Source organism: Chitinophaga polysaccharea, from assembly GCF_007829335.1.
Lineage (GTDB): Bacteria > Bacteroidota > Bacteroidia > Chitinophagales > Chitinophagaceae > Chitinophaga > Chitinophaga polysaccharea_B.
The window spans coordinates 48,300-66,518 of record NZ_VIWO01000011.1 but is presented as its reverse complement, the minus strand read 5'-3'; the positions used below and the strand labels follow the sequence as shown (position 1 = coordinate 66,518).

Below are 18,219 nucleotides of genomic sequence, written 5' to 3'. Positions count from 1 at the left end.
TATATACAATGCGGATCGTGGAATTATTTTAGAAGCACATTCAATTTTTTGTACTTCTAAAATTTCAATCTATGATTATTCAAAGTATTTCGTCCTTGTCTACAACCCCGGGAACAGCAAACGATGTAGCAGAAGTATTGGGCTACTATACAAAGGGAGATGATGGTGGTGGATCTTTCTATTGGTCGGCCACCAGTGTCGTTGCTCCGAATGGAGGAACCGTGATATCTGCAAATGGAACCGGTTTTTGGATAAAACGGTTAAATGGTACAGTGAGCGTTAAGGAGTTTGGAGCAAAGGGAGATGGCGTAACAGATGATACGGTATTTCTTCAAAATGCAGCCAAATATGTATCGGAATACAAAATGCATCTTTTTTTTCCGCCTGCGAGTTACCTGGTCGGGGCTGACATCACCTTTAATGGGTTAACGGCTAAAACGGACTACTCTTGTTCTATTTCAGGGGAGAATGCGGTCTTAATTAAGAAAGGAGATGAGAACACCTATTTCAATATGTTTCGCTTTGAAGGCGCCAATACCAGGGCGAAAGTAGCAGGTATCACTTTTGATGGCCGGAGAGACCAGATCAATAGCTACTGGGCCGGGCGGGAGCAGCAATTTGGTGTTTGGCCATGTATAATTGATAAAAGAACAGTAGGGATAGCTTCTATTAACATCAATGCCATTAATATTGATAGGTGTTACTTCCAAAATATACATGGCAGAGCTATTTACGATTATTATACCAGCAAACTGATCACGGTTACTAACTCTTACTTTAGAAATATCGCTGAGAATGCCTGTACAAGCGAATCTGCGGGAACCTTAGCAGTTGCTGATTGCCACTTTGAAGCTATCGGCATCATGCCTGAAAATTTTTTCGTGAACGGTACTGCTTATTCTTTCGATGGAACAGTAGGCGGAACGAAATGGTATCATATCTATGGAGATGGCGTTTCGTCAAGAAATGCCTATACTAAAGTGTCAGATTGCACCTTCATTAACATCAACCGCATTGCTGTTGTTAGTGATGTCGCCTCCGGAACAAAGATGGATACCATTTGTAGCAACAATTCTATTTTACACGACCACCTTCGATTAAGATGTGCGAACCCGCAAGGCTCTATATGGTTAGAACAAGGCTACAGTGGAATGATTAGCAATAATAGTATTAAGTATATCAACAGAGCCGTAGATGATTTGCCCGGTGCTGTTATTTCTATTGCGCAATCCAGCGATGCAACAGAAGGCCGGTTTGTGGTAGATGGAAATTTAATAGACACTACTTTGGCGAATAAGACGTCTATGTCAGCTATTATTGTCGCAAACAGCCCCAATCGCCAGCTATTTGTCAATAATAACCATGTTTATGGTCCGTTCATCTTCTGCCTGAATTTCTCCTTCCAGATTACCGGAGCAAGCTTCAACCGGGTAAGCATTATCAATAATCACTTTGACAATACCTCAACAGCAGCCAATAGCTCCTGTATTAATAAGGAATATTTGCAAAACGCGTCAGGAACTATTGAGGAATTTACATTGAAGGGAAACTTTCTCAAACAAGGGAATCTCTCGGATACCAGGGATCCCTATTTGTTCGGCGTAGAAGCAACCTATCCAATCAACTATATCGAAGATAATAACTTCAACAACGCATCAATTTCCCTTAGCTATGCAAGACTAGGTACCTACTACATAAAAGGAAATATTGGGGTAAGATTTTTGCGCTCATTACTCGATACAACTGATAAGCTGGTGGTTAAAGTGATGGATAACGAGATTGACTATATCCAGATGCACAACCAGTTTGCCGTTAGCATTCCCAGTATGTCCGGACATATCCTGCGAAATAAACTCAAGGGTCTCTCTATTCATGCCGCGGATGATTTAACGATCAGTGGCAATGAAATTAGCCCTGAGAATACGAACGGTATTAATATTAATCCACTTGGAAAGAATATTGCTACGAATAAACTCAGAATATACCGGAATAATATTATTATCCCAGCCAATTTTAAAGGAATATCTGTCAATAACTCTCCTTCCGCACCGTTAACCAATAGCATCATATCCAACAATACCATTGATGGGGAAAATAATACTGCGACAACGGGCGTGAATTTCGCTACTGCTGGTAACAGGAGTAATGTGGTGTTCCAGGATAACACTATTGTCAGGGTAACAACTGCCTATGTGAATCCCGCGTAACCACAGGTTTCAAGTCCTACCCGTTTCCAGGTTTTGTTACGGTCGATTTATCTGAAATGATATTTTTTTGTGTTTAGCCACAGCAATGTTGCCGAAAATATTTCGCCTGATCCCCCTTGAAAGCCATTTTAGTAAGAAAAAGGCGAAGAGGGGGATATGCTGTTCCTCATCCGGTCAGTTCTCCGACCGCTTAGCTTGCAATACTTGTTCGGTACGCCAGGATCTGCCACCATCCTTACTCCTGATAGCGCGCCAATTAAAATCATTCCAAGTAATGTCAGAAAATATCCAGCGAACGATATCACGGCCTTCCAGTCTTTCCTGGACAATTTCATTGCCTATCGGGTAGGCCAGCATATTTATGGTAGTTCTGTACAAAGGTCCATGGAACGTAAATTTCCACAAATCCAAAACTGGATCATACACCCTAACACAGAGTCCGCATTCTACTGAGATACCGGTATCTAGAGCTGTTGCCCGTGTGGGGATTTGCCATACATCAATGACAGCCCGGCCTTCAAGCGCATAACCAAATTCCCATTCACCTATCGCTGTCCTCTCCGGCCCGTTTATTGGGTAGTAGGTAATTGTTGTTTGCCATTTTCCCGCTAACTGGCCGTACAACTGCATCGCATCTTTTCTATCTTCACCAGGTGCTGTAGAAAGAAGTAATCTCATAATTTTCTTTTCTTAGTTTTTAAAAACTGATAAAAGTGATTTTTCAACTACATGTGACAACTGCGGCAAATATTTTTTTTCAGGGTCTAAATCCGGGTCGTAAATCGTAAAGTCTATTCCTGTAAAAAGGCCGGATTGTAATAGTTCCGTTAACATTATTTCCAATCCTTTAAAGTCGAGGCCCGGACTGCCGGGAGAATCTACAGCAGGCAGGTGTATTTGATCAAGGATATCAAAATCGACATGCAACCACACGTTTTTTAACCCCCTGGAGGTTATCTTTTTACAGATATCTTTGGCCGTTGTTTCAAGGCCTTGCGTTAAGAGTTGCTGGATAGTAATCAGGCTAATACTGGAAGAAGCAATATCCCCGTATGTTGCCGGGAATTCCGGGTGCTCCGCATTTCTCTCTCCAATTTGAAAAGCATCCCCTTCCTCAACCAGGGCGCCCCTGATACCTGGCCAGTTTGTCAGCAACAGTTCACCTTTCCCGGTAGCCAATGCCAGGTCCATTCCGGCCACTGTTCCAAGGCGGGAAGTAACATCATAATTCCCCGGATGAAAGTAATCGCAATGACCATCTATATGCACTAATCCTTTTCCTCCCCAACGCCTTGTACCCAATAGGCAACCCAGGAGAATGCTACAGTCGCCACCAAGCACCACCGGGAAGGAATCGCTTTTTAGGCTGTTGTCAACGACATTGGCTAACCTTAACGAAAATTCCCGGATACTCAGGCCATTTCGGATTTTGGTTCCGAATTGGGCGTCAAAATCGTAGGATGGATGATCTAATTTTACCACTTTGGCGTTTATCCTTTCTGCAAGTCCTGATTCCAGGAAAAGCGCCGGGGCTTTCCAGGTTCCGGGCTCGAGGCCGTGCTCATTGGGTCTCAGACCCAAACTGCTTGGAGCCAGGATTATTTCAATGGATTTATTTTTGTACATAAATTGAAATACTAAAATGAAGCAGGAACGAATTTTATGCTTTTTTTGATTTTTCCCGGTGGTAATACTTCCTGGCTTTATCCTGTCCGCCACACACTTTCATATTGCACCATTTTCGTGTTGCACTTTTCGAGGTGTCAATAAATAACCACCCGCAGGACGGGCAGGATTTAAACCTTGCCCAGTCATTTGTCTGTAACACTTCATAGGCCGATTTTCCAATGTACCATAAAGGTTCCCGGAGGGATACCATTTTACTTTCAATATTCGTTTCCAGGGCACCGTTTTTTATTTTGATGCTTAAATGACGCATCGAAAAGCTAAGAAGTGCGTTAAAACTTTCTATCAAATGAGCAGCAGGTGCTTTGCCAGATATTATAGCGTAAAAGAAGTCATGCAGATTTTCGCGGCACCTGATTATCTCGTCAAACGCTTCGGATTTCTTTTCCGTCCCTTGCCTGGCATGCTCCAGTAATGCCTGGACCCTGCTTTTCCTGGTGATTTTTACCTTACATGACCAGAGGAGAAATGATTCGTAATTACTTAAGTAATCAATGTGCGGATTTTTGTTCCTGTTATTAATGGTATTGATAAAATCAAACACCAGGCAGCCGCCATCTAATTGTAACTTATCTAAGTCCATATATTGCTAATATAGTAATTTTTACCATCAAAGTATAAATAGATGGTGATAATTTTTAGCACAGGGGGAATAATATTGGCCGCTATTGAAACAAAAAAAATAGAAAAATAATGTAGATTAGCACCAATAAATTTTATTATATCTATGAAGAAATGTTTGTTCACCACCGCCCTGGGACTCCTTACTGTATGCGCTAAAGCCCAGGACCTGCAAACTGTAACCACTAATGGAAATACAACCACCAACCGTGTTGTATTGGGCTCCGCCGATGATGGTTTCAGCAAACTCCAGGTAAATGGAGGAGTAGCCCTAAGTTGGGGACTGAGTAATACCTCTAATCGTCCGCCTATTACTAATGGTACGTCTTGTGAAATCAGAGGGAAGAGCACTTCCTATTATCTCGATGACGGCTTTTTGCGATTAACTGCAGGAGGAGGGACCAATGCGAGTACGAAGTCGTATATAGACTTAAGTGGATACTCCAACGTGCCCGACATGCAGCAGAACATTGTTTTCGGAACTTCCGCCCTGGAACGTATGCGTATCAACGCTGTAGGTCTCGTTGGTATAGGGGTTGTAAGTCCTACAGCAAGACTGGAAGTTGGAGGAAATGCAAAGATAAATGGACCGATCACTAGTACTGTTAGCGACCCAGGCATTGGTGGGATGATTGTTTTGGAGAACCCGGCAAAGAAAACACTGGGAACCGCCCGGAGCTGGAAAATAATGAACATGAGTGGAAGCTATGGTAATAGCCTCCAGTTTTGGGCATATGATAGCCTGGGATGTTCGGGTGGATTATGCGCGTCCCGGTTTACATTGATGGATAATGGAAATGTAGGTATTGGCACAAGCACCCCTCAATCGCTATTGGCCGTAGCAGGAACGATCACTGGGCAAAGGGTCAAAGTAACCATGACAGGCTGGCCGGACTATGTGTTTGATTCCAGTTATGTACTCCCGTCGTTATCTGCCGTAGAAAGATATATCGCCGATAATATGCATCTTCCTGGTATCCCGTCGGAAACAGAGGTTGTTAGTAATGGCCTGGATGTGGGGGATATGCAGCAAAGACAAATGAAGAAAATAGAGGAGTTGACATTATATCTGGTTGACCAGCATAAGCAACTGGAAAAACAACAGCAGTTGATACAGCGCCAGCAGCAAATGTTATCTGAGCTAAACAACCGGGTAAAGGAATTGGAGAAAAAATAACCTGATCGTTTGAATAGCGATGGGATGTTTGCAACAACGTCCCATCGCTATTCTATTTTTATTAATGCTATTGGCTCCCCGGCAACCGCCATGCGAACTCCTCCTATCCAATTTTGGCACGCAAAAGGTGTTAGTTATCTGTATGGAAAATACGGTAAAAACATTAGAACAGATTGGCCGTGACCCTAAGTTTACGGCAAAAGCGATCGGATTGCGTCATGTTTCAGATACAACGCCGGGCTATTCCCGTAAAAAAGCCGGCAAAGGCTGGAGCTACTATGACCCCAATGGGATACTGGTGAAAGATAAGGCACTGATCGACCGGTTCCGTAAACTGGTCATCCCTCCGGCGTATACGCAGGTGTGGATATCTCCTTATGAAAACAGCCACCTGCTGTTTACGGGCATCGATGCGGCAGGGCGCAAGCAATACCGTTATCATGCGGCGTGGAATAAGGTACGCAACCAAACCAAATATCACCGGATGCAGCATTTCGCTGACTCTTTACCAGCTATACGGGCACAGGTAGACAAAGACCTGTCCCGGCATCAGCTCGACCATGAAAAAGTAGTGGCCCTGGTAGTACGCTTGATGGAGCTCACCAGCATCAGGGTGGGTAACGAATCGTATAAAAAACTCTACGGTTCTTTTGGCTTAACCACGCTGATGAATCATCATGTAAAGGTAGACGGGGCAAAAATCTGGTTCCAGTTCAAAGGAAAAAAAGGAGTGCTGCAAAAAGTATCGCTGAAAAGCAAAAGGCTGGCCCGCATCGTAAAGCAGTGCCGCGATATTCCTGGCAAAGATCTGTTTGAATACTACAATGAGCAAGGCGAGCCCTGCACCATTGGGTCGGGCGACATTAACGACTACCTGAAAGCCATTACCGGGGAAGACTTTACTGCAAAGGATTTCCGTACCTGGGCAGGTAGTATCAATGCGCTCTATGCCATTAAAGAAGCGGGCCAGTTTAGCAGTATGGCCGAGTGCAAACGAAAAATGGTGATGGTGATTGATAAGGTTGCGCTTAACCTGGGCAATACACGGACGGTCTGCAAAAAGTATTATATACATCCCACTATCATGAAAAGCTATGAAGAAGGAACCATCTTTCGCTATACAGATCAATTCAATGGCGCGGAAGAGATGGAAGTGGCCAGCCTGAGCCTGGCAGAACAGGTGTTACTGCAACTCCTGGAAAAAGAACAGCTGCTGGAAACAGTGGAATAAGTGACTGCTTTGCCTTAAAAACCCCGCTAATACAGCCCTTCAGATAGGTACCACCACCCTCACCTACGAAGCATTAAACCGGCAAGCCAATCAGCTGGCGCGATTGCTGGTGACACAGGATGTCACGACCGGAAGCAATGTAGGGCTGATCACCACACGCGGCTTTAACATGGTGATCGCCAGGTATGCCCTTTATCGCACCCTCCATGCAGGGAAGAGGATATGGAAAGCTGCTGATCAGCCATGCAGAGCAGTTTGCACGGGAACAGCAGTTAGGTACCATTACACTGATGACACACCGGTTTATGCCAGCCATGAAGTTTTACACCGGTATTGATTTTATGCAGGCGCCGCCTTTTGTGATCTTATTTAAGCCATTGAATGGCGATGTATAAATAGTTACTGATACACTTTTACCCAGTCTACAATCATTTGCACAGGCAAATCAGATGAATTAATCTTGCCTACCCAGTCGCCCCCCAACTGCTGATCTATCAGCAGGTAGAAGGGTTGGTTGTAGGGCCACTGTGAAGGATCTACACCAGCCACCCTTGGATAGGTGAACGTTTCTTTTCCATTCACGGTAAACACAATTTTATCCGGGAACCATTTGATACCATAGGTATTAAACTCCAGCGGATGAATGGCGGCAGTACCATAGTGCGGCGGATTTTTATCCTGTTTTAGGTTAAGCGTATAATAGGAGTGAGTAGTCTGATAAACGATACTGTCGTAGTTCAGGTGTTCCATGATATCTATTTCTCCATTCCGTGGATACTTCCCATATTTATCGGTTTCCGCCAGCATCCACATGGCGGGCCAGGCGCCCCGGGCACATTCCAGTTTGGCACGGATTTCCACTTGTCCATATTGAAAAGCGAACTTGCCCTTGCTGTATATCCCGCCGGTAATAAAAGGTCTTGGATCTTTCAGCGTATCAGGATTGATGATGCCGCGGAGAAATAACTTCCCATCCCGCAAGGCATAACAGCGGGGATCTGCGCTCATATGCTTATCCCACGCCGAACCACCCGGAGGTACCATGGCCCATTTGCTGGTATCCAATTTGGGCTGGTCGAAGTTATCTTCCCAAACCAGTTTCCATTGTTTTTTTTCGCGGCCATCTTTCTGGATATACATATAGCCGTTACTGATAGTGCTCCTGGAACTGGTGCAGCACGAGAATACGCCCAATAAAATAACAGGAGTAAGCCGGGTAAGACCATTCCGGCCTTTTCGGAATGCATGCAGTAACTTCATCGTTCACGTTGATTTAAAAAAGCGCGGCAATCACCTGTAACCGCCGGCTGGCGCCAATTTATATAAATATCCCAGATAGTTTCTTTTGAAGTGATGAATGGTAATACAATCGATATTATTTAAATGCCTATCTTTGCAAAAAAATATAATAACCCTGTAACCCAGATAACTGTAGACATTTTATTTAATAACAACACCAGAGAAACCCTGTACGCTGCCCCTTTAGCTCCCCGGATGCCCATATTACCCACTTAATTTTTTTAAATACATATCATATGAACAAGTACGAACGACTCAAACAAGAGCTGGCCATAGCTGGCACAGGAAAGATGAAGGCTTTTGGCACTTCTATGTTGCCCATCCTCAAAAGCGGTACGCTATTGACTTTTATCAGCTCGCCCGATTATGCCATTGGCGACATTGTATTTTGCAAGGTAAAAGGCCGGTACATCGATGCCCATAAGATTATTAAGGCAGACAAGAACAAAGGTTACCTGATTGCCAACAATCATGGCTTTGAAAATGGCTGGACGAAGATCATTTATGGTAAAGTCATACTGGGAGAATATGAAAAGGGGATCATCTACAGAAAAGTATGATCCCCTTTTTATTTGTAGGCCTATTATTGTAACATCCCCGCCAATTTCCCCAACTGCTTCAATTTTCTCTTCAGCTCCTCCGACCAGGGCAACCCCATACAAAGCCGCATACAGTTTTCGAATTGATTTTGCAACGTGAAGATCCTGCCAGGTGCAATGCTGATTTTTTGCCGGATAGCTACGTTGTAAAGATCCGTAGTATTGATGCCCGGAAGTTCCACCCATAGCGTTAGTCCGCCCTGTGGCCGGGATACTTTGGTACCAGCCGGAAAGTATTCGGCAATAGCAGCCATATAATGCTGGCAATTGGCCTGTAATGTTTGCCGCATGTTGCGCAGGTGGTTTTCATAACGCCCACTCTCCAGGAAACCCGCTACCACTTCCTGCGTAATAGCAGAGGAAGAGATAGCGTGCACCAGTTTTAACTTCAACACCTGCTCTTTGTAAATGCCGGGCGCCACCCAGCCCACTCTATAGCCAGGGGCCAACGTTTTAGAGATCGCGCTGCACCAAAGCACCGTGCCTGTTTTGTCGAAGGCTTTGCAGCATTTAGGGCGACTACTTCCAAAGTATAAATCACCATACAAATCATCTTCAATCAGTGGTATATGGTGTTGGGCCAATAGTTCTACCACTGCTTTTTTGTGGCTGTCTGGCATACAGCTGCCCAGGGGCGTATTAAAATTACTCACGAGCAAACAGCAATGGATATCGGGAATAGCTTTTTCCAGCGCTGTTATGTCTACGCCTGTCTGGGGATGGGTGGGTAACTCCATGACCCGCAGTCCCAGGCTCCGGGCCAGTTGTAATATGCCGTGGTATACGGGGCTTTCCACGGCGATGGTATCGCCGGGTTTAGTGGTGGCCATCATGCAGAAGGAGAGGGCATTCATGCCGCCGGCGGTGGTAATGATGTCATCGGGTTGCAGGTGGCCTCCCCAGGTATAGGAACGGCGTGCTACCGCCCTGCGCATTTTTTCGTTGCCGGGCAGGGGTTCATAAGCGGTGCCACTACCGGAAAGCGACCGCATGGCTTTGATCATTTCTTTATTGAGCCGGGCTACGGGCAACAATGCTTCGGAAGGTACGCCGATGGAAAATAAGGTAAGGTCAAGGTCGGGCTGTCCCATGTGGCTGTATACTTTGTTGATCAGCGGTACAGGTTCTTCTTCACTGAAGGCCGGTGCTGGCCGGCTGATTTCCGGCAGCGGCAAGGTACGGTGCCGTTGGTGGCTGACGAAGTAGCCGGATTGAGGCCGCGATTCGATGAGCGATTGACCTTCCAGCTCCAGGAATACCCGTTTGGCGGTGTTCATACTGATGCCGTGTTCCCGGCAAAGCATTCGCACGGAAGGGAGCCGGTCGCCCGGTTGAAGCGCCTGCTGCCGGATCAGGTGGGCGAGGTTCCGGGATATTTCCAGGTATAAATATTCCTTTTCCATCTCCAAATATAAACTGTATCTATTAATAAGTATAAAACTGTATCTGTGTCCATTGGTCGCTTTCCCCGATTTTTGTGGGAAAAAGGAAAGATGAACACATTAACAGTCACCATCAGAACGGGTAAAGACAACATGGATATCCCGATGATACATGATTATTTATCGACAGGCTCTTATTGGGCGCAGGGCATCTCCTATGCGGTGGTGGAGGGGGCTCTTGCACATTCGTTTTGTATGGGCGCTTTTGTGGAAGGGCAACAGGTGGCGTTTGCGCGGCTGATCACCGACTATCACACCTTCGGTTGGCTGGCCGATGTGTTTGTGCTGCCGGCATATAGAGGTAGGGGGATCTCCAAGCAGATGATGGCGTTTTTAAAGGAGCAACGGTGGACAAAGGGACTGAGGCGGATCATGCTTAGTACGCTGGATGCACACGAATTGTACCGGCAGTATGGGTTTAACGATATCAGCAAGCCATTGTCGCTGATGGAAATATACCGGCCCGATATACACCGCCACTTTACGGTCACGGAAGGGACATGTGGATGATAGCGGTATAACCGGGCCTGGTACGGTGTTTAGAATTTAATCAGCAGTTTCTCGGAAACCAGCTTATTCTCTTTATAATATTCGAAATACCAGTCGCCGCTCTTTTTCAACACAATGCCGTGAGTGGTATCGTTGTCGGCGATAAAGTAGTCCTGCACCGATGTTTTAAACAAGGTTAACACTTTCTTCGGAGTGAGGTCTATCAACTGGAAGCCATTGGGGGTTGCCTGTGCATATAAGGTGCCGGCAGCTTCCTTTACTTCGGCTACTGCAGCGGGAGCAGGAGCGGGTGTTGATGCCTGGATAGTGGCCGCTGGCGCCGGAGCTACTGCTACCGGTGTGGTAGCCTGCGGAGCTGCGGTAACGGTACCATTGTAAGCATAAGGGACATCTTTCAGGGACGTGAAAGCGTCTTGCAGAGCGAGGTTATAGGCAGTAGCGAATTCCTTCTCCCGGCTTTTTCCTTCTTTACTTTTAAAAATGATATTACCCTGGCAGTCTTTCAGGATGAGTGTCAGGTTGGTAACGAACAACCCTTTTTTCTGCGCTACATCTGCATTCAGCGCATTGCAGCGGTTGCCGGCCAGCTCCTTGGGCACTTCGGCATTATCGAAATAAACGGTAAATCCCTTTTCTTCCAGAAGCGATTTGGCCAGGGTGTTTAACCCATATTGGTTGTCTTCCCGGGTGAAACCGAATTTCTCAGGTACCAACACATATTTGTAATTATTAATTGTGTTCTGGGCATACGCCGTACAGGAAATAAGTAAAGCAATGATGAATGTGTATCTCTTCATATGGTAGTTTGTCTGCTGATGGGAACGAATATATATAAAATACTCATTAAAACCCTTCATCATTGAAGACAGACCGATCACTATTGTTGCAAAAAGATTCGATCAGGAACGCTATGATCACCGGTAGCCTGGTGAATGACGATAATGCAAAGATCACCGCCTAACAGGTATATGGCGTTGGAAAGTCATTAATCATTAGTGAGGACGCCATTGCTCCAATACCCCCTGCCGCAATATCCGCACGCTATTTTCCGCTTCTGGAAGTGTAAAATGCCCAAACCCCAGCCGCATGGCGGTAAGGTCTTTATGCTGATACAATAATGTTTTAGGTATAAACAGGTTGTTCCTGGCGCAGGCTTTACTCAATTGCAATAAGTTAATCGGTTGTTTCCACTTTGTCCATACCGCCAGGCCCCCGGCCGGTTTTTTAAAGTCGATGAATTCGTGTAGTTGTTCCTGTAAGATGTCGACAATATGATCCCGTCGCTCCTGGTACACTTTCAGCGATTTTTTCAGGTAACGGTGTATGTCTCCTGCTTCAATCATCTCTCCCAATACCTGTTCCATCAGTACATCGCCCTGGCGATCGATAATGCCCAGGTGTTTCCGCATTTCTACCATCAGGTTTTCGGGTGCCACAATAAATCCTGTTCTGAAGCCGGGGGCCAGCGATTTTCCGAAGGCGCCGGTATATACCACCATGCCATGGCTGTCGGCGCTGGCAAGAGGCAGTACGGGGCTGTTGTCGTAATGGAAATCGTAATCGTAGTCATCTTCCAGTATAATAAACCCAAATTCGCTGGCCAGGTGCAGCAGGGCAATGCGGCGGGCGGCGCTGAGCGTAACGGTGGTAGGGTAGTGGTGATGCGGCGTGATGTAGAGCATCCTGATTTTATGGTGCTGGCAAATGTTTCTCACTGCGTCTACATCAATGCCTTCATCGTCGATAGGCACCGGCATGATCCGGGCGCCTGATTTTTGGAAGATCATGTTCACCGAAAAGTAGCTGAGTGCGCCCACCAGCACGATATCACCGGGCGATAGCAATATTTCTGAAGTAATGAATACACTCATTTCCGTGCTGCGGGTGATGAGGATATTGTCTTTTGAAATGTGCAGACCGCGCGACTGGTTCAGGTAATTGGACAGGTGCTGTTTAAAAAACTCGCTGCCATCGTGGTTATAGTAGCCCAGTTTTTTATGGTTGCTTTTTCTTTTCAGGTTAGCGCTGTAAAGGCTGGACAGGTGATTGATCTGGGTAAGCCGTATATCTGGTGTGCCATCGTTGAACACATATTCACAGGAAGAGTGTTCAAAGGGATTATCTAACAAGTTGCTCTTTTTGAAAGAGAAGCCGGTCACCAGCGGATAGTGAGCCAGCTGGTTTTCCTGGGCACTGCGTATTTTCTGTGGTCGGGTGATTGTTTTCCCGATGATGAAAGTGCCTTTATTCGGGCGTGTTTCCACCCAGCCCTGGGCATCCAGCTCTTCATATACCGCCACGATGGTATTCCGGTTTACGGCCAGCAGGTCGCTGAACTCCCGGGTGCCTGGAAGCCGGGCGCTGGTAACCAGGAAACCACGCTGGATGGCGTTGATCAGCTGATGGGCTATCTGTAAATAAACAGGCGTGCCCGACCGCCGGTCTATCTGCACAAAACTTTTATAGGGTACCTGTGTCGGACTACTCATGTTGCTATTTTAAATATAGTTTAATAGTCCGGCAAGATATTTTATTTCTCCTGTATTTATTTATAATTAAAATATTTATAATGTATAGTGCATTTTTTATCTTTTTATAGAGAGAAAATAATGCCCGGAGGGCGCTGTTGATAAGATTTCTGGAGAGAGTATGTAAAACCGGACCAGTAAAAATGTGAAAACTGGCCTAGTGGAGTCATCCGGTAAGCGCCTACTTTTGGGCGGAAACAAGTTGACTATGGAAGAACTACTGCAACAGATTGTTGGTCGCGATACCCTGCATGCCCGGTGGCTGAATACCCTGTCTTTTATGGAAAATGCCGGCGCCCGGAAAATATCTGCCTGTGAGCATCCGACGCTGGTGAACTTTATCCAGCTGAAACACGCAGCAGAAGAGCATCGCCACGCCTATTACCTGAAAAAACAGATTGCCAAAGTAGATCCGGACCACTGTAAAACTTACCAATTGCACGAGCTGATGGCGCCGCACCAAACGCGGCATTACCTCCATCAGCTGGACATGCAAACCTGCCGTTACCTGAAAAAAGCGTTCGGCCTGGAAGGGCAGGCACTGAAATATGCCGCCTATCTCTTTGTCACCTACGCCATAGAAGTACGGGCCGACTTGTTATACCCGGTATACCAGGCTGCGCTAGACAAAGCCCAGAGCAAAGTAATGGTACGGTCTATCATCCTGGAAGAAGAAGGGCACCTGGAGGAAATGATTAACCAGCTCAATGAGTTTGCGGCCGATTGGGAAGTACATGCCCGGCAGGTACAGTTGCTCGAGCAACAACTATTCGATACCTGGATGGCCGCCGTAGGCCAGGAACTATACCAATACGCCTAACCACATTCATACACTACTTATAATCCACTCATAAGATGACATCCGCTATCAGAAACGACTGGACCCTGGAAGAAATCCAGGCCATCTACGACCAGCCTTTGCTGGAACTGGTTTTCCAGGCAGCTACCATACACCGGCAATACCATGCTGCAAAGGAAATACAGGTATGCACGCTTTTATCTATTAAAACCGGCGGATGCCCGGAAGACTGCTCCTACTGCGGACAGGCAGCCAGGTATCATACCGATATTAAAGTACAGGCCCTGCTGCCCACTGAAACGGTGATTGCACATGCGCAGAAAGCCAAAGATACCGGGTCTACCCGTTTCTGCATGGCCGCCGCCTGGCGCGAAGTGCGCGACAACAAAGACTTTGATCGCGTAATCGACATGGTAAAAGGAGTGAATGACCTGGGACTGGAAGTATGTTGCACACTGGGTATGCTCACGGAAGAACAGGCGGTGCGCCTGCAGGAAGCCGGGTTGCATGCTTATAATCATAATCTCGATACCTCCGAAGAATACTATAAAGAAATTATTTCTACCCGGAAATTTGATAATCGTATCAATACCATCAACAACGTACGCAAAGCCGGTATCACCGTTTGCTCCGGTGGTATTATCGGGCTGGGAGAAACGCATCGCGACCGTATTGCTATGCTGCTCACGCTGGCTACGATGCCTAAGCACCCGGAATCGGTGCCTATTAATGCACTGGCCAGGGTAAAAGGTACGCCGCTGGAAGATAATCCTAAAGTGGATGCCTGGGATATGGTGCGCATGATTGCCACCGCCAGGATCGTGATGCCGGCATCTACGGTGCGCCTCACTGCCGGTCGTATCGAAATGACGGAGTCTGAACAGGCCTGGTGCTTTATGGCAGGGGCCAACTCCATCTTTACCGGCGAGCGCCAAACCCTGCTGGTAACGCCTAATCCCGGCGTAACAGAAGATATGCAGATGTTACAAAACCTGGGGCTGGAGCCTAAGCTGAGTAAGAAAGAGGTATCGGCCTGCTGATAGCCCTAACGATCATAGCTATACGTAAATTAGAAGGGGAGCGCTGAAAGGCGTTTCCCTTTTTTGTTTACCCCCCTTCTGAAAAAAAATTAACTTTATTTGTCCCCCCGGGAAACTTTCATTCGTCATCTGGATGAAAACAAAACTGATAAACCATGAAAGAGTTTGTATTAATCTTCCGACTGAGTAATCAATCCCAGGAAAAGCCGTCCGCAGAACAAATGCAGGAAAGGATGAACTGGCTGGCCGGTATCGCCGCACAAAATAAATTAGTAGACAAAGGCAATACCTTATCGCCCGTAAGCGCCAGAACAGTAAGACCTGATAATGTTGTAACAGACGGCCCTTACACAGAAATTAAGGAGTTTGTGAGCGGGTATATTATAGTAAAGACCGACACCATCGAAGAGGCCGTAGAAATGGCCAAAGCCAATCCCATCTTTAAGCTGGGCGGCAATATAGAAGTACGGGAAATCATGAAACGTGATTAAAACCAGCAGCTGATGAGTGATCATGCAGCCTCTCCCCGCGAGCTATTGCCTCACCTGTTCAGGGTGGAGTATACCAAAATGACGGCCGTACTATGCCGTCATTTTGGATTGCAGCATATTGAAACAGCCGAGGATATTGCCAGTGAAACATTCCTAAAAGCTATGGAATCATGGGGCGCAAAGGGAATACCGGAGAATCCTACCGCCTGGCTATATACCGTGGCAAAAAATAAAGCCAAAGACTATCTCCGCCGGCAGGTGGTTTTTGAAACACAGGTAAAAGATGCGGTAAAGCCTCGTGAACAACTTGCCTTCGAGGAGCCTGACTTTACGCCGCAAATGATCAACGACAGCCAGCTGACCATGATATTTGCTGTTTGTAATCCCAGCAACGCACCAGCGGCGCAGATCTGCCTGGCCCTGCAGGTGCTCTGCGGATTCAGCATAGCGGAAATTGCCGCCGCCTTTCTCACCAAAACAGAAACGATCAAAAAGCGGCTGTTGCGCGCCAGGGCCAATCTCCGTAAAGATCACTTCCAGTTGAAACAGCTGGACCCCGCCGCTATTGCCGAAAGACTGGATACTGTTTTAAGAACCATCTACCTCCTGTTTAACGAAGGCTATTTCTCTGTGTCAGGAGATCAGCTGATCCGGAAAGATCTCTGTTCAGAAGCATTGCGGCTGGGACTCATCCTCACGGAAAATTCGCTTACCAATACTACCCATGCCAACGCCCTGCTGGCGTTGATGTGTTTCCAGAGCTCCCGCCTCGATGCCAGGGCTAATGAAGCCGGGGATACCATTCTCTTCGAACAGCAAGACAAGCACCTCTGGAGCCAGGAACTCATCGATAAAGGCAACTACTACCTGGTGAATGCCTGCACCGGCGACGAAGTATCCAAATACCACCTGGAAGCCGGCATCGCCTACTGGCATACTACGCCCACCGATCAGCATAAATGGGAGCATATTTTACATCTCTACAATCAGTTGATCTTGTTGGAGTATTCGCCGGTAACAGCGCTGAACCGGACCTTCGCTTTTGCCAAAGTGTATGGCTCCGAAGCAGGTATTAAGGAAGCAGAAAAATTGCAACTGCACGACAATAGCTATTATCATTCCCTGCTGGCCTACCTATGGGCAACTACCAACATCGATAAGGCTATTGCCGGTTACCAGCAAGCCATACGACTGACAAAATCGGCAACAGAAAAGAAAACGCTGGTAAATGCGATAAAGCAATTGGAAGAGAAGCGCTGGTAAAAAGAAGAGACTGTATTTCAACATAGAAATACAGTCTCTTCTTTTTACAGTCTGATTAAAATCAACGTAAAACTACTTCGCTTTTTTAGCCACCAGTTTACCAAGTACTTTACCGGCTTTAGCGTAGGCGTCGCCGATACGTGGACCGGTTGCAAACTGGCCTTTACCGCCTTTCATATCATTTAACATGATTTTGCAAAGCGGCTTGGATTTATCGGCAGCATCATAGATGTAAATTTCGAGATTGACAGCCGCTTTGGCAGACTGTATACCAACGTTATATCCGACCTCAATAAATTTAGTGTGGACTTCCATCAGGTATTTAGTCGTAGCATCTTCACTGATTGTTCTTTTGGAATATTTGGTGAAAGTCTCATTAAATTTAGGCTGATAGTGGACTGTTCTGTCGTTGATCCAGCTTTTTTCCCATTCATCTCCCGAACCGGGTGTTTTGGCATCTTTCTCCGCTTTTTTTCTTTTAATATAAGTAGCTTCTTTACCATCTTTACCAACGGTTATATTCTCATACACATATGCTACCTGTATTTCTTTAACATCTTTGAGAAACTCCAGGTTACCTTTAACGATATCCTGTGATTGTGATTTGTTACTCACAATGAACGATCCTGCCAACAGGATCAGGGCAAACAATTTTTTCATACGATAAAAAGATAAAATGAAAGTTTAGAAAATAAGATTATTAGAAATTAAAGAGCGAGCCGATACTGAATACATTAGGTTTGTCGTCTGTCAAACCTTTCATGTAACTCAATTTTACCTCAATGTTATGCACGCGGCCAACGCCTATGCGAAATCCTGTATTGGCCATTGGTCCGGTAGTATTGGATTTGGCGCTGGCGGAATAGTCGCCTGATACGTTGTCATGATAATCTTGATTGCGGCTGCTATAATGAAAACCGTAGCCTGCGCCCACAAAAAATCCAAAGCGGCCATCGGCATCACGGCTGGATCCACGTCCGAAGTTGGCATTAAATACCAGTGGGACGTTAAATATAAAGCTGAGATTATTGCTCTCTCCACTATAGGAACCATAGCTGCTATTGTAGCTGCCACCCAATCCTATACTCAGGGGAATACCCAGCGATAAAGACATATTGTCTTGCTCCATAAAGTTAAAACGGGGAGAATAGGTAAGACCGCCCACCGCAAAAGCATCAGACTTAGCTGCTGTTTGTACAAAAGCAACCACACCCGCGCCATGCATAAAACTTTGGGAATAGGAATTAACTCCGGCAGCACAAGCTGCGGCCAACAAAAATAATTTTTTCAATGTGATAGATTTAGGGATTTGAAAATGTATTACAG

The 18,219-nt window shown here is 46.1% G+C and carries 19 protein-coding genes and 1 pseudogene; 11 read left to right on the top strand and 9 right to left on the bottom strand.

Translation table 11 applies throughout. The features are described 5' to 3' along the window. Positions 1–71 precede the first annotated feature (71 nt). On the top strand, positions 72–2,207 hold the full coding sequence (locus tag FHW36_RS26945; protein ID WP_145673882.1) for a glycosyl hydrolase family 28-related protein: 2,136 nt from the start codon (positions 72–74) through the stop codon (positions 2,205–2,207). A 174-nt stretch (positions 2,208–2,381) separates the two neighbouring features. On the opposite strand, the gene FHW36_RS26940 is transcribed toward FHW36_RS26945, so the two are convergent. The 3 genes from FHW36_RS26940 to FHW36_RS26930 are packed head-to-tail and all read right to left on the bottom strand — an operon-like array spanning position 2,382 to position 4,476. Next, on the bottom strand, positions 2,382–2,885 hold the full coding sequence (locus FHW36_RS26940) for a hypothetical protein (RefSeq protein ID WP_145673880.1): 504 nt from the start codon (positions 2,883–2,885) through the stop codon (positions 2,382–2,384). Positions 2,886–2,897: 12 nt separating this feature from the next. Beyond that, positions 2,898–3,833 (bottom strand): arginase family protein, encoded by a 936-nt coding sequence (locus FHW36_RS26935; RefSeq protein WP_145673878.1) that lies wholly within the window; start codon positions 3,831–3,833, stop codon positions 2,898–2,900. A 34-nt stretch (positions 3,834–3,867) separates the two neighbouring features. Then, a complete protein-coding gene (locus FHW36_RS26930; protein ID WP_145673877.1) occupies positions 3,868–4,476 on the bottom strand; it encodes a CGNR zinc finger domain-containing protein in 609 nt (202 codons plus the stop codon). 144 nt (positions 4,477–4,620) lie between these two features. On the opposite strand from FHW36_RS26930, the gene FHW36_RS26925 reads away from it, so the two are divergent. From FHW36_RS26925 to FHW36_RS26910, 4 genes and pseudogenes are all read left to right on the top strand, one after another. After that, the gene (locus tag FHW36_RS26925) at positions 4,621–5,691 is read left to right on the top strand and encodes a hypothetical protein (RefSeq protein WP_145673876.1); all 1,071 of its coding nucleotides are present in this window, start codon (positions 4,621–4,623) and stop codon (positions 5,689–5,691) included. Between the two features lie 142 nt (positions 5,692–5,833). Next, on the top strand, positions 5,834–6,922 hold the full coding sequence (locus tag FHW36_RS26920) for a DNA topoisomerase IB (protein WP_145673875.1): 1,089 nt from the start codon (positions 5,834–5,836) through the stop codon (positions 6,920–6,922). A 4-nt stretch (positions 6,923–6,926) separates the two neighbouring features. Next, positions 6,927–7,061 (top strand): annotated as a pseudogene (locus tag FHW36_RS31100) (hypothetical protein); the annotation flags it as partial. A 46-nt stretch (positions 7,062–7,107) separates the two neighbouring features. Then, positions 7,108–7,317: a GNAT family N-acetyltransferase gene (locus FHW36_RS26910; protein WP_145673874.1), complete on the top strand. Its 210-nt coding sequence runs from the start codon at positions 7,108–7,110 to the stop codon at positions 7,315–7,317. A 4-nt stretch (positions 7,318–7,321) separates the two neighbouring features. Here the strand turns inward: FHW36_RS26910 and FHW36_RS26905 are convergent, their stop codons facing one another. After that, positions 7,322–8,182, bottom strand: coding sequence for a glycoside hydrolase family 16 protein (locus tag FHW36_RS26905; RefSeq protein ID WP_145673873.1), 861 nt, complete (start codon positions 8,180–8,182; stop codon positions 7,322–7,324). A 275-nt stretch (positions 8,183–8,457) separates the two neighbouring features. Between FHW36_RS26905 and FHW36_RS26900 the strand changes: the two genes are divergently transcribed. After that, positions 8,458–8,781 carry a S24 family peptidase gene (locus FHW36_RS26900; protein WP_145673871.1) on the top strand — a complete coding sequence of 108 codons (324 nt, stop codon included), beginning with the start codon at positions 8,458–8,460 and terminating at the stop codon, positions 8,779–8,781. Between the two features lie 23 nt (positions 8,782–8,804). Here the strand turns inward: FHW36_RS26900 and FHW36_RS26895 are convergent, their stop codons facing one another. After that, the gene (locus FHW36_RS26895; RefSeq protein WP_145673870.1) at positions 8,805–10,223 is read right to left on the bottom strand and encodes an aminotransferase-like domain-containing protein; all 1,419 of its coding nucleotides are present in this window, start codon (positions 10,221–10,223) and stop codon (positions 8,805–8,807) included. 90 nt (positions 10,224–10,313) lie between these two features. Here FHW36_RS26895 and FHW36_RS26890 point away from each other — a divergent pair, with 90 nt between their 5' ends. Beyond that, positions 10,314–10,772 (top strand): GNAT family N-acetyltransferase, encoded by a 459-nt coding sequence (locus tag FHW36_RS26890; RefSeq protein WP_145673868.1) that lies wholly within the window; start codon positions 10,314–10,316, stop codon positions 10,770–10,772. Positions 10,773–10,801: 29 nt separating this feature from the next. Here FHW36_RS26890 and FHW36_RS26885 read toward each other — a convergent pair whose 3' ends face one another. Then, a complete protein-coding gene (locus tag FHW36_RS26885) occupies positions 10,802–11,569 on the bottom strand; it encodes a hypothetical protein (protein WP_145673867.1) in 768 nt (255 codons plus the stop codon). Between the two features lie 195 nt (positions 11,570–11,764). Continuing rightward, positions 11,765–13,261, bottom strand: coding sequence for an aminotransferase-like domain-containing protein (locus FHW36_RS26880; protein ID WP_145673865.1), 1,497 nt, complete (start codon positions 13,259–13,261; stop codon positions 11,765–11,767). A gap of 247 nt (positions 13,262–13,508) precedes the next feature. Here FHW36_RS26880 and FHW36_RS26875 point away from each other — a divergent pair, with 247 nt between their 5' ends. From FHW36_RS26875 to FHW36_RS26860, 4 genes are all read left to right on the top strand, one after another. After that, positions 13,509–14,120 (top strand): hypothetical protein, encoded by a 612-nt coding sequence (locus tag FHW36_RS26875; RefSeq protein WP_145673864.1) that lies wholly within the window; start codon positions 13,509–13,511, stop codon positions 14,118–14,120. Positions 14,121–14,155: 35 nt separating this feature from the next. Next, a complete protein-coding gene (gene bioB / locus FHW36_RS26870) occupies positions 14,156–15,139 on the top strand; it encodes a biotin synthase BioB (RefSeq protein WP_145673862.1) in 984 nt (327 codons plus the stop codon). Between the two features lie 155 nt (positions 15,140–15,294). Then, positions 15,295–15,630, top strand: coding sequence for a YciI family protein (locus FHW36_RS26865; RefSeq protein ID WP_145673860.1), 336 nt, complete (start codon positions 15,295–15,297; stop codon positions 15,628–15,630). Between the two features lie 12 nt (positions 15,631–15,642). Continuing rightward, entirely contained in the window at positions 15,643–16,893 is a 1,251-nt protein-coding gene (locus FHW36_RS26860; RefSeq protein ID WP_222429200.1) for an RNA polymerase sigma factor, read from the top strand. Between the two features lie 72 nt (positions 16,894–16,965). Here the strand turns inward: FHW36_RS26860 and FHW36_RS26855 are convergent, their stop codons facing one another. Together FHW36_RS26855 and FHW36_RS26850 are read right to left on the bottom strand one after the other, a co-directional pair. After that, on the bottom strand, positions 16,966–17,553 hold the full coding sequence (locus FHW36_RS26855; protein WP_145673859.1) for a hypothetical protein: 588 nt from the start codon (positions 17,551–17,553) through the stop codon (positions 16,966–16,968). A 40-nt stretch (positions 17,554–17,593) separates the two neighbouring features. Next, positions 17,594–18,184, bottom strand: coding sequence for a hypothetical protein (locus FHW36_RS26850; protein WP_145673857.1), 591 nt, complete (start codon positions 18,182–18,184; stop codon positions 17,594–17,596). Between the last annotated feature and the right edge of the window lie 35 nt (positions 18,185–18,219).

Coding starts and splice junctions, on each gene's coding strand:
- FHW36_RS26945 (WP_145673882.1), top strand. CDS start 72: ATGATTATTCAAAGTATTTCGTCCTTGTCTACAACCCCGGGAACAGCA.
- FHW36_RS26940 (WP_145673880.1), bottom strand. CDS start 2,885: ATGAGATTACTTCTTTCTACAGCACCTGGTGAAGATAGAAAAGATGCG.
- FHW36_RS26935 (WP_145673878.1), bottom strand. CDS start 3,833: ATGTACAAAAATAAATCCATTGAAATAATCCTGGCTCCAAGCAGTTTG.
- FHW36_RS26930 (WP_145673877.1), bottom strand. CDS start 4,476: ATGGACTTAGATAAGTTACAATTAGATGGCGGCTGCCTGGTGTTTGAT.
- FHW36_RS26925 (WP_145673876.1), top strand. CDS start 4,621: ATGAAGAAATGTTTGTTCACCACCGCCCTGGGACTCCTTACTGTATGC.
- FHW36_RS26920 (WP_145673875.1), top strand. CDS start 5,834: ATGGAAAATACGGTAAAAACATTAGAACAGATTGGCCGTGACCCTAAG.
- FHW36_RS26910 (WP_145673874.1), top strand. CDS start 7,108: ATGCCCTTTATCGCACCCTCCATGCAGGGAAGAGGATATGGAAAGCTG.
- FHW36_RS26905 (WP_145673873.1), bottom strand. CDS start 8,182: ATGAAGTTACTGCATGCATTCCGAAAAGGCCGGAATGGTCTTACCCGG.
- FHW36_RS26900 (WP_145673871.1), top strand. CDS start 8,458: ATGAACAAGTACGAACGACTCAAACAAGAGCTGGCCATAGCTGGCACA.
- FHW36_RS26895 (WP_145673870.1), bottom strand. CDS start 10,223: ATGGAAAAGGAATATTTATACCTGGAAATATCCCGGAACCTCGCCCAC.
- FHW36_RS26890 (WP_145673868.1), top strand. CDS start 10,314: ATGAACACATTAACAGTCACCATCAGAACGGGTAAAGACAACATGGAT.
- FHW36_RS26885 (WP_145673867.1), bottom strand. CDS start 11,569: ATGAAGAGATACACATTCATCATTGCTTTACTTATTTCCTGTACGGCG.
- FHW36_RS26880 (WP_145673865.1), bottom strand. CDS start 13,261: ATGAGTAGTCCGACACAGGTACCCTATAAAAGTTTTGTGCAGATAGAC.
- FHW36_RS26875 (WP_145673864.1), top strand. CDS start 13,509: ATGGAAGAACTACTGCAACAGATTGTTGGTCGCGATACCCTGCATGCC.
- bioB (WP_145673862.1), top strand. CDS start 14,156: ATGACATCCGCTATCAGAAACGACTGGACCCTGGAAGAAATCCAGGCC.
- FHW36_RS26865 (WP_145673860.1), top strand. CDS start 15,295: ATGAAAGAGTTTGTATTAATCTTCCGACTGAGTAATCAATCCCAGGAA.
- FHW36_RS26860 (WP_222429200.1), top strand. CDS start 15,643: ATGAGTGATCATGCAGCCTCTCCCCGCGAGCTATTGCCTCACCTGTTC.
- FHW36_RS26855 (WP_145673859.1), bottom strand. CDS start 17,553: ATGAAAAAATTGTTTGCCCTGATCCTGTTGGCAGGATCGTTCATTGTG.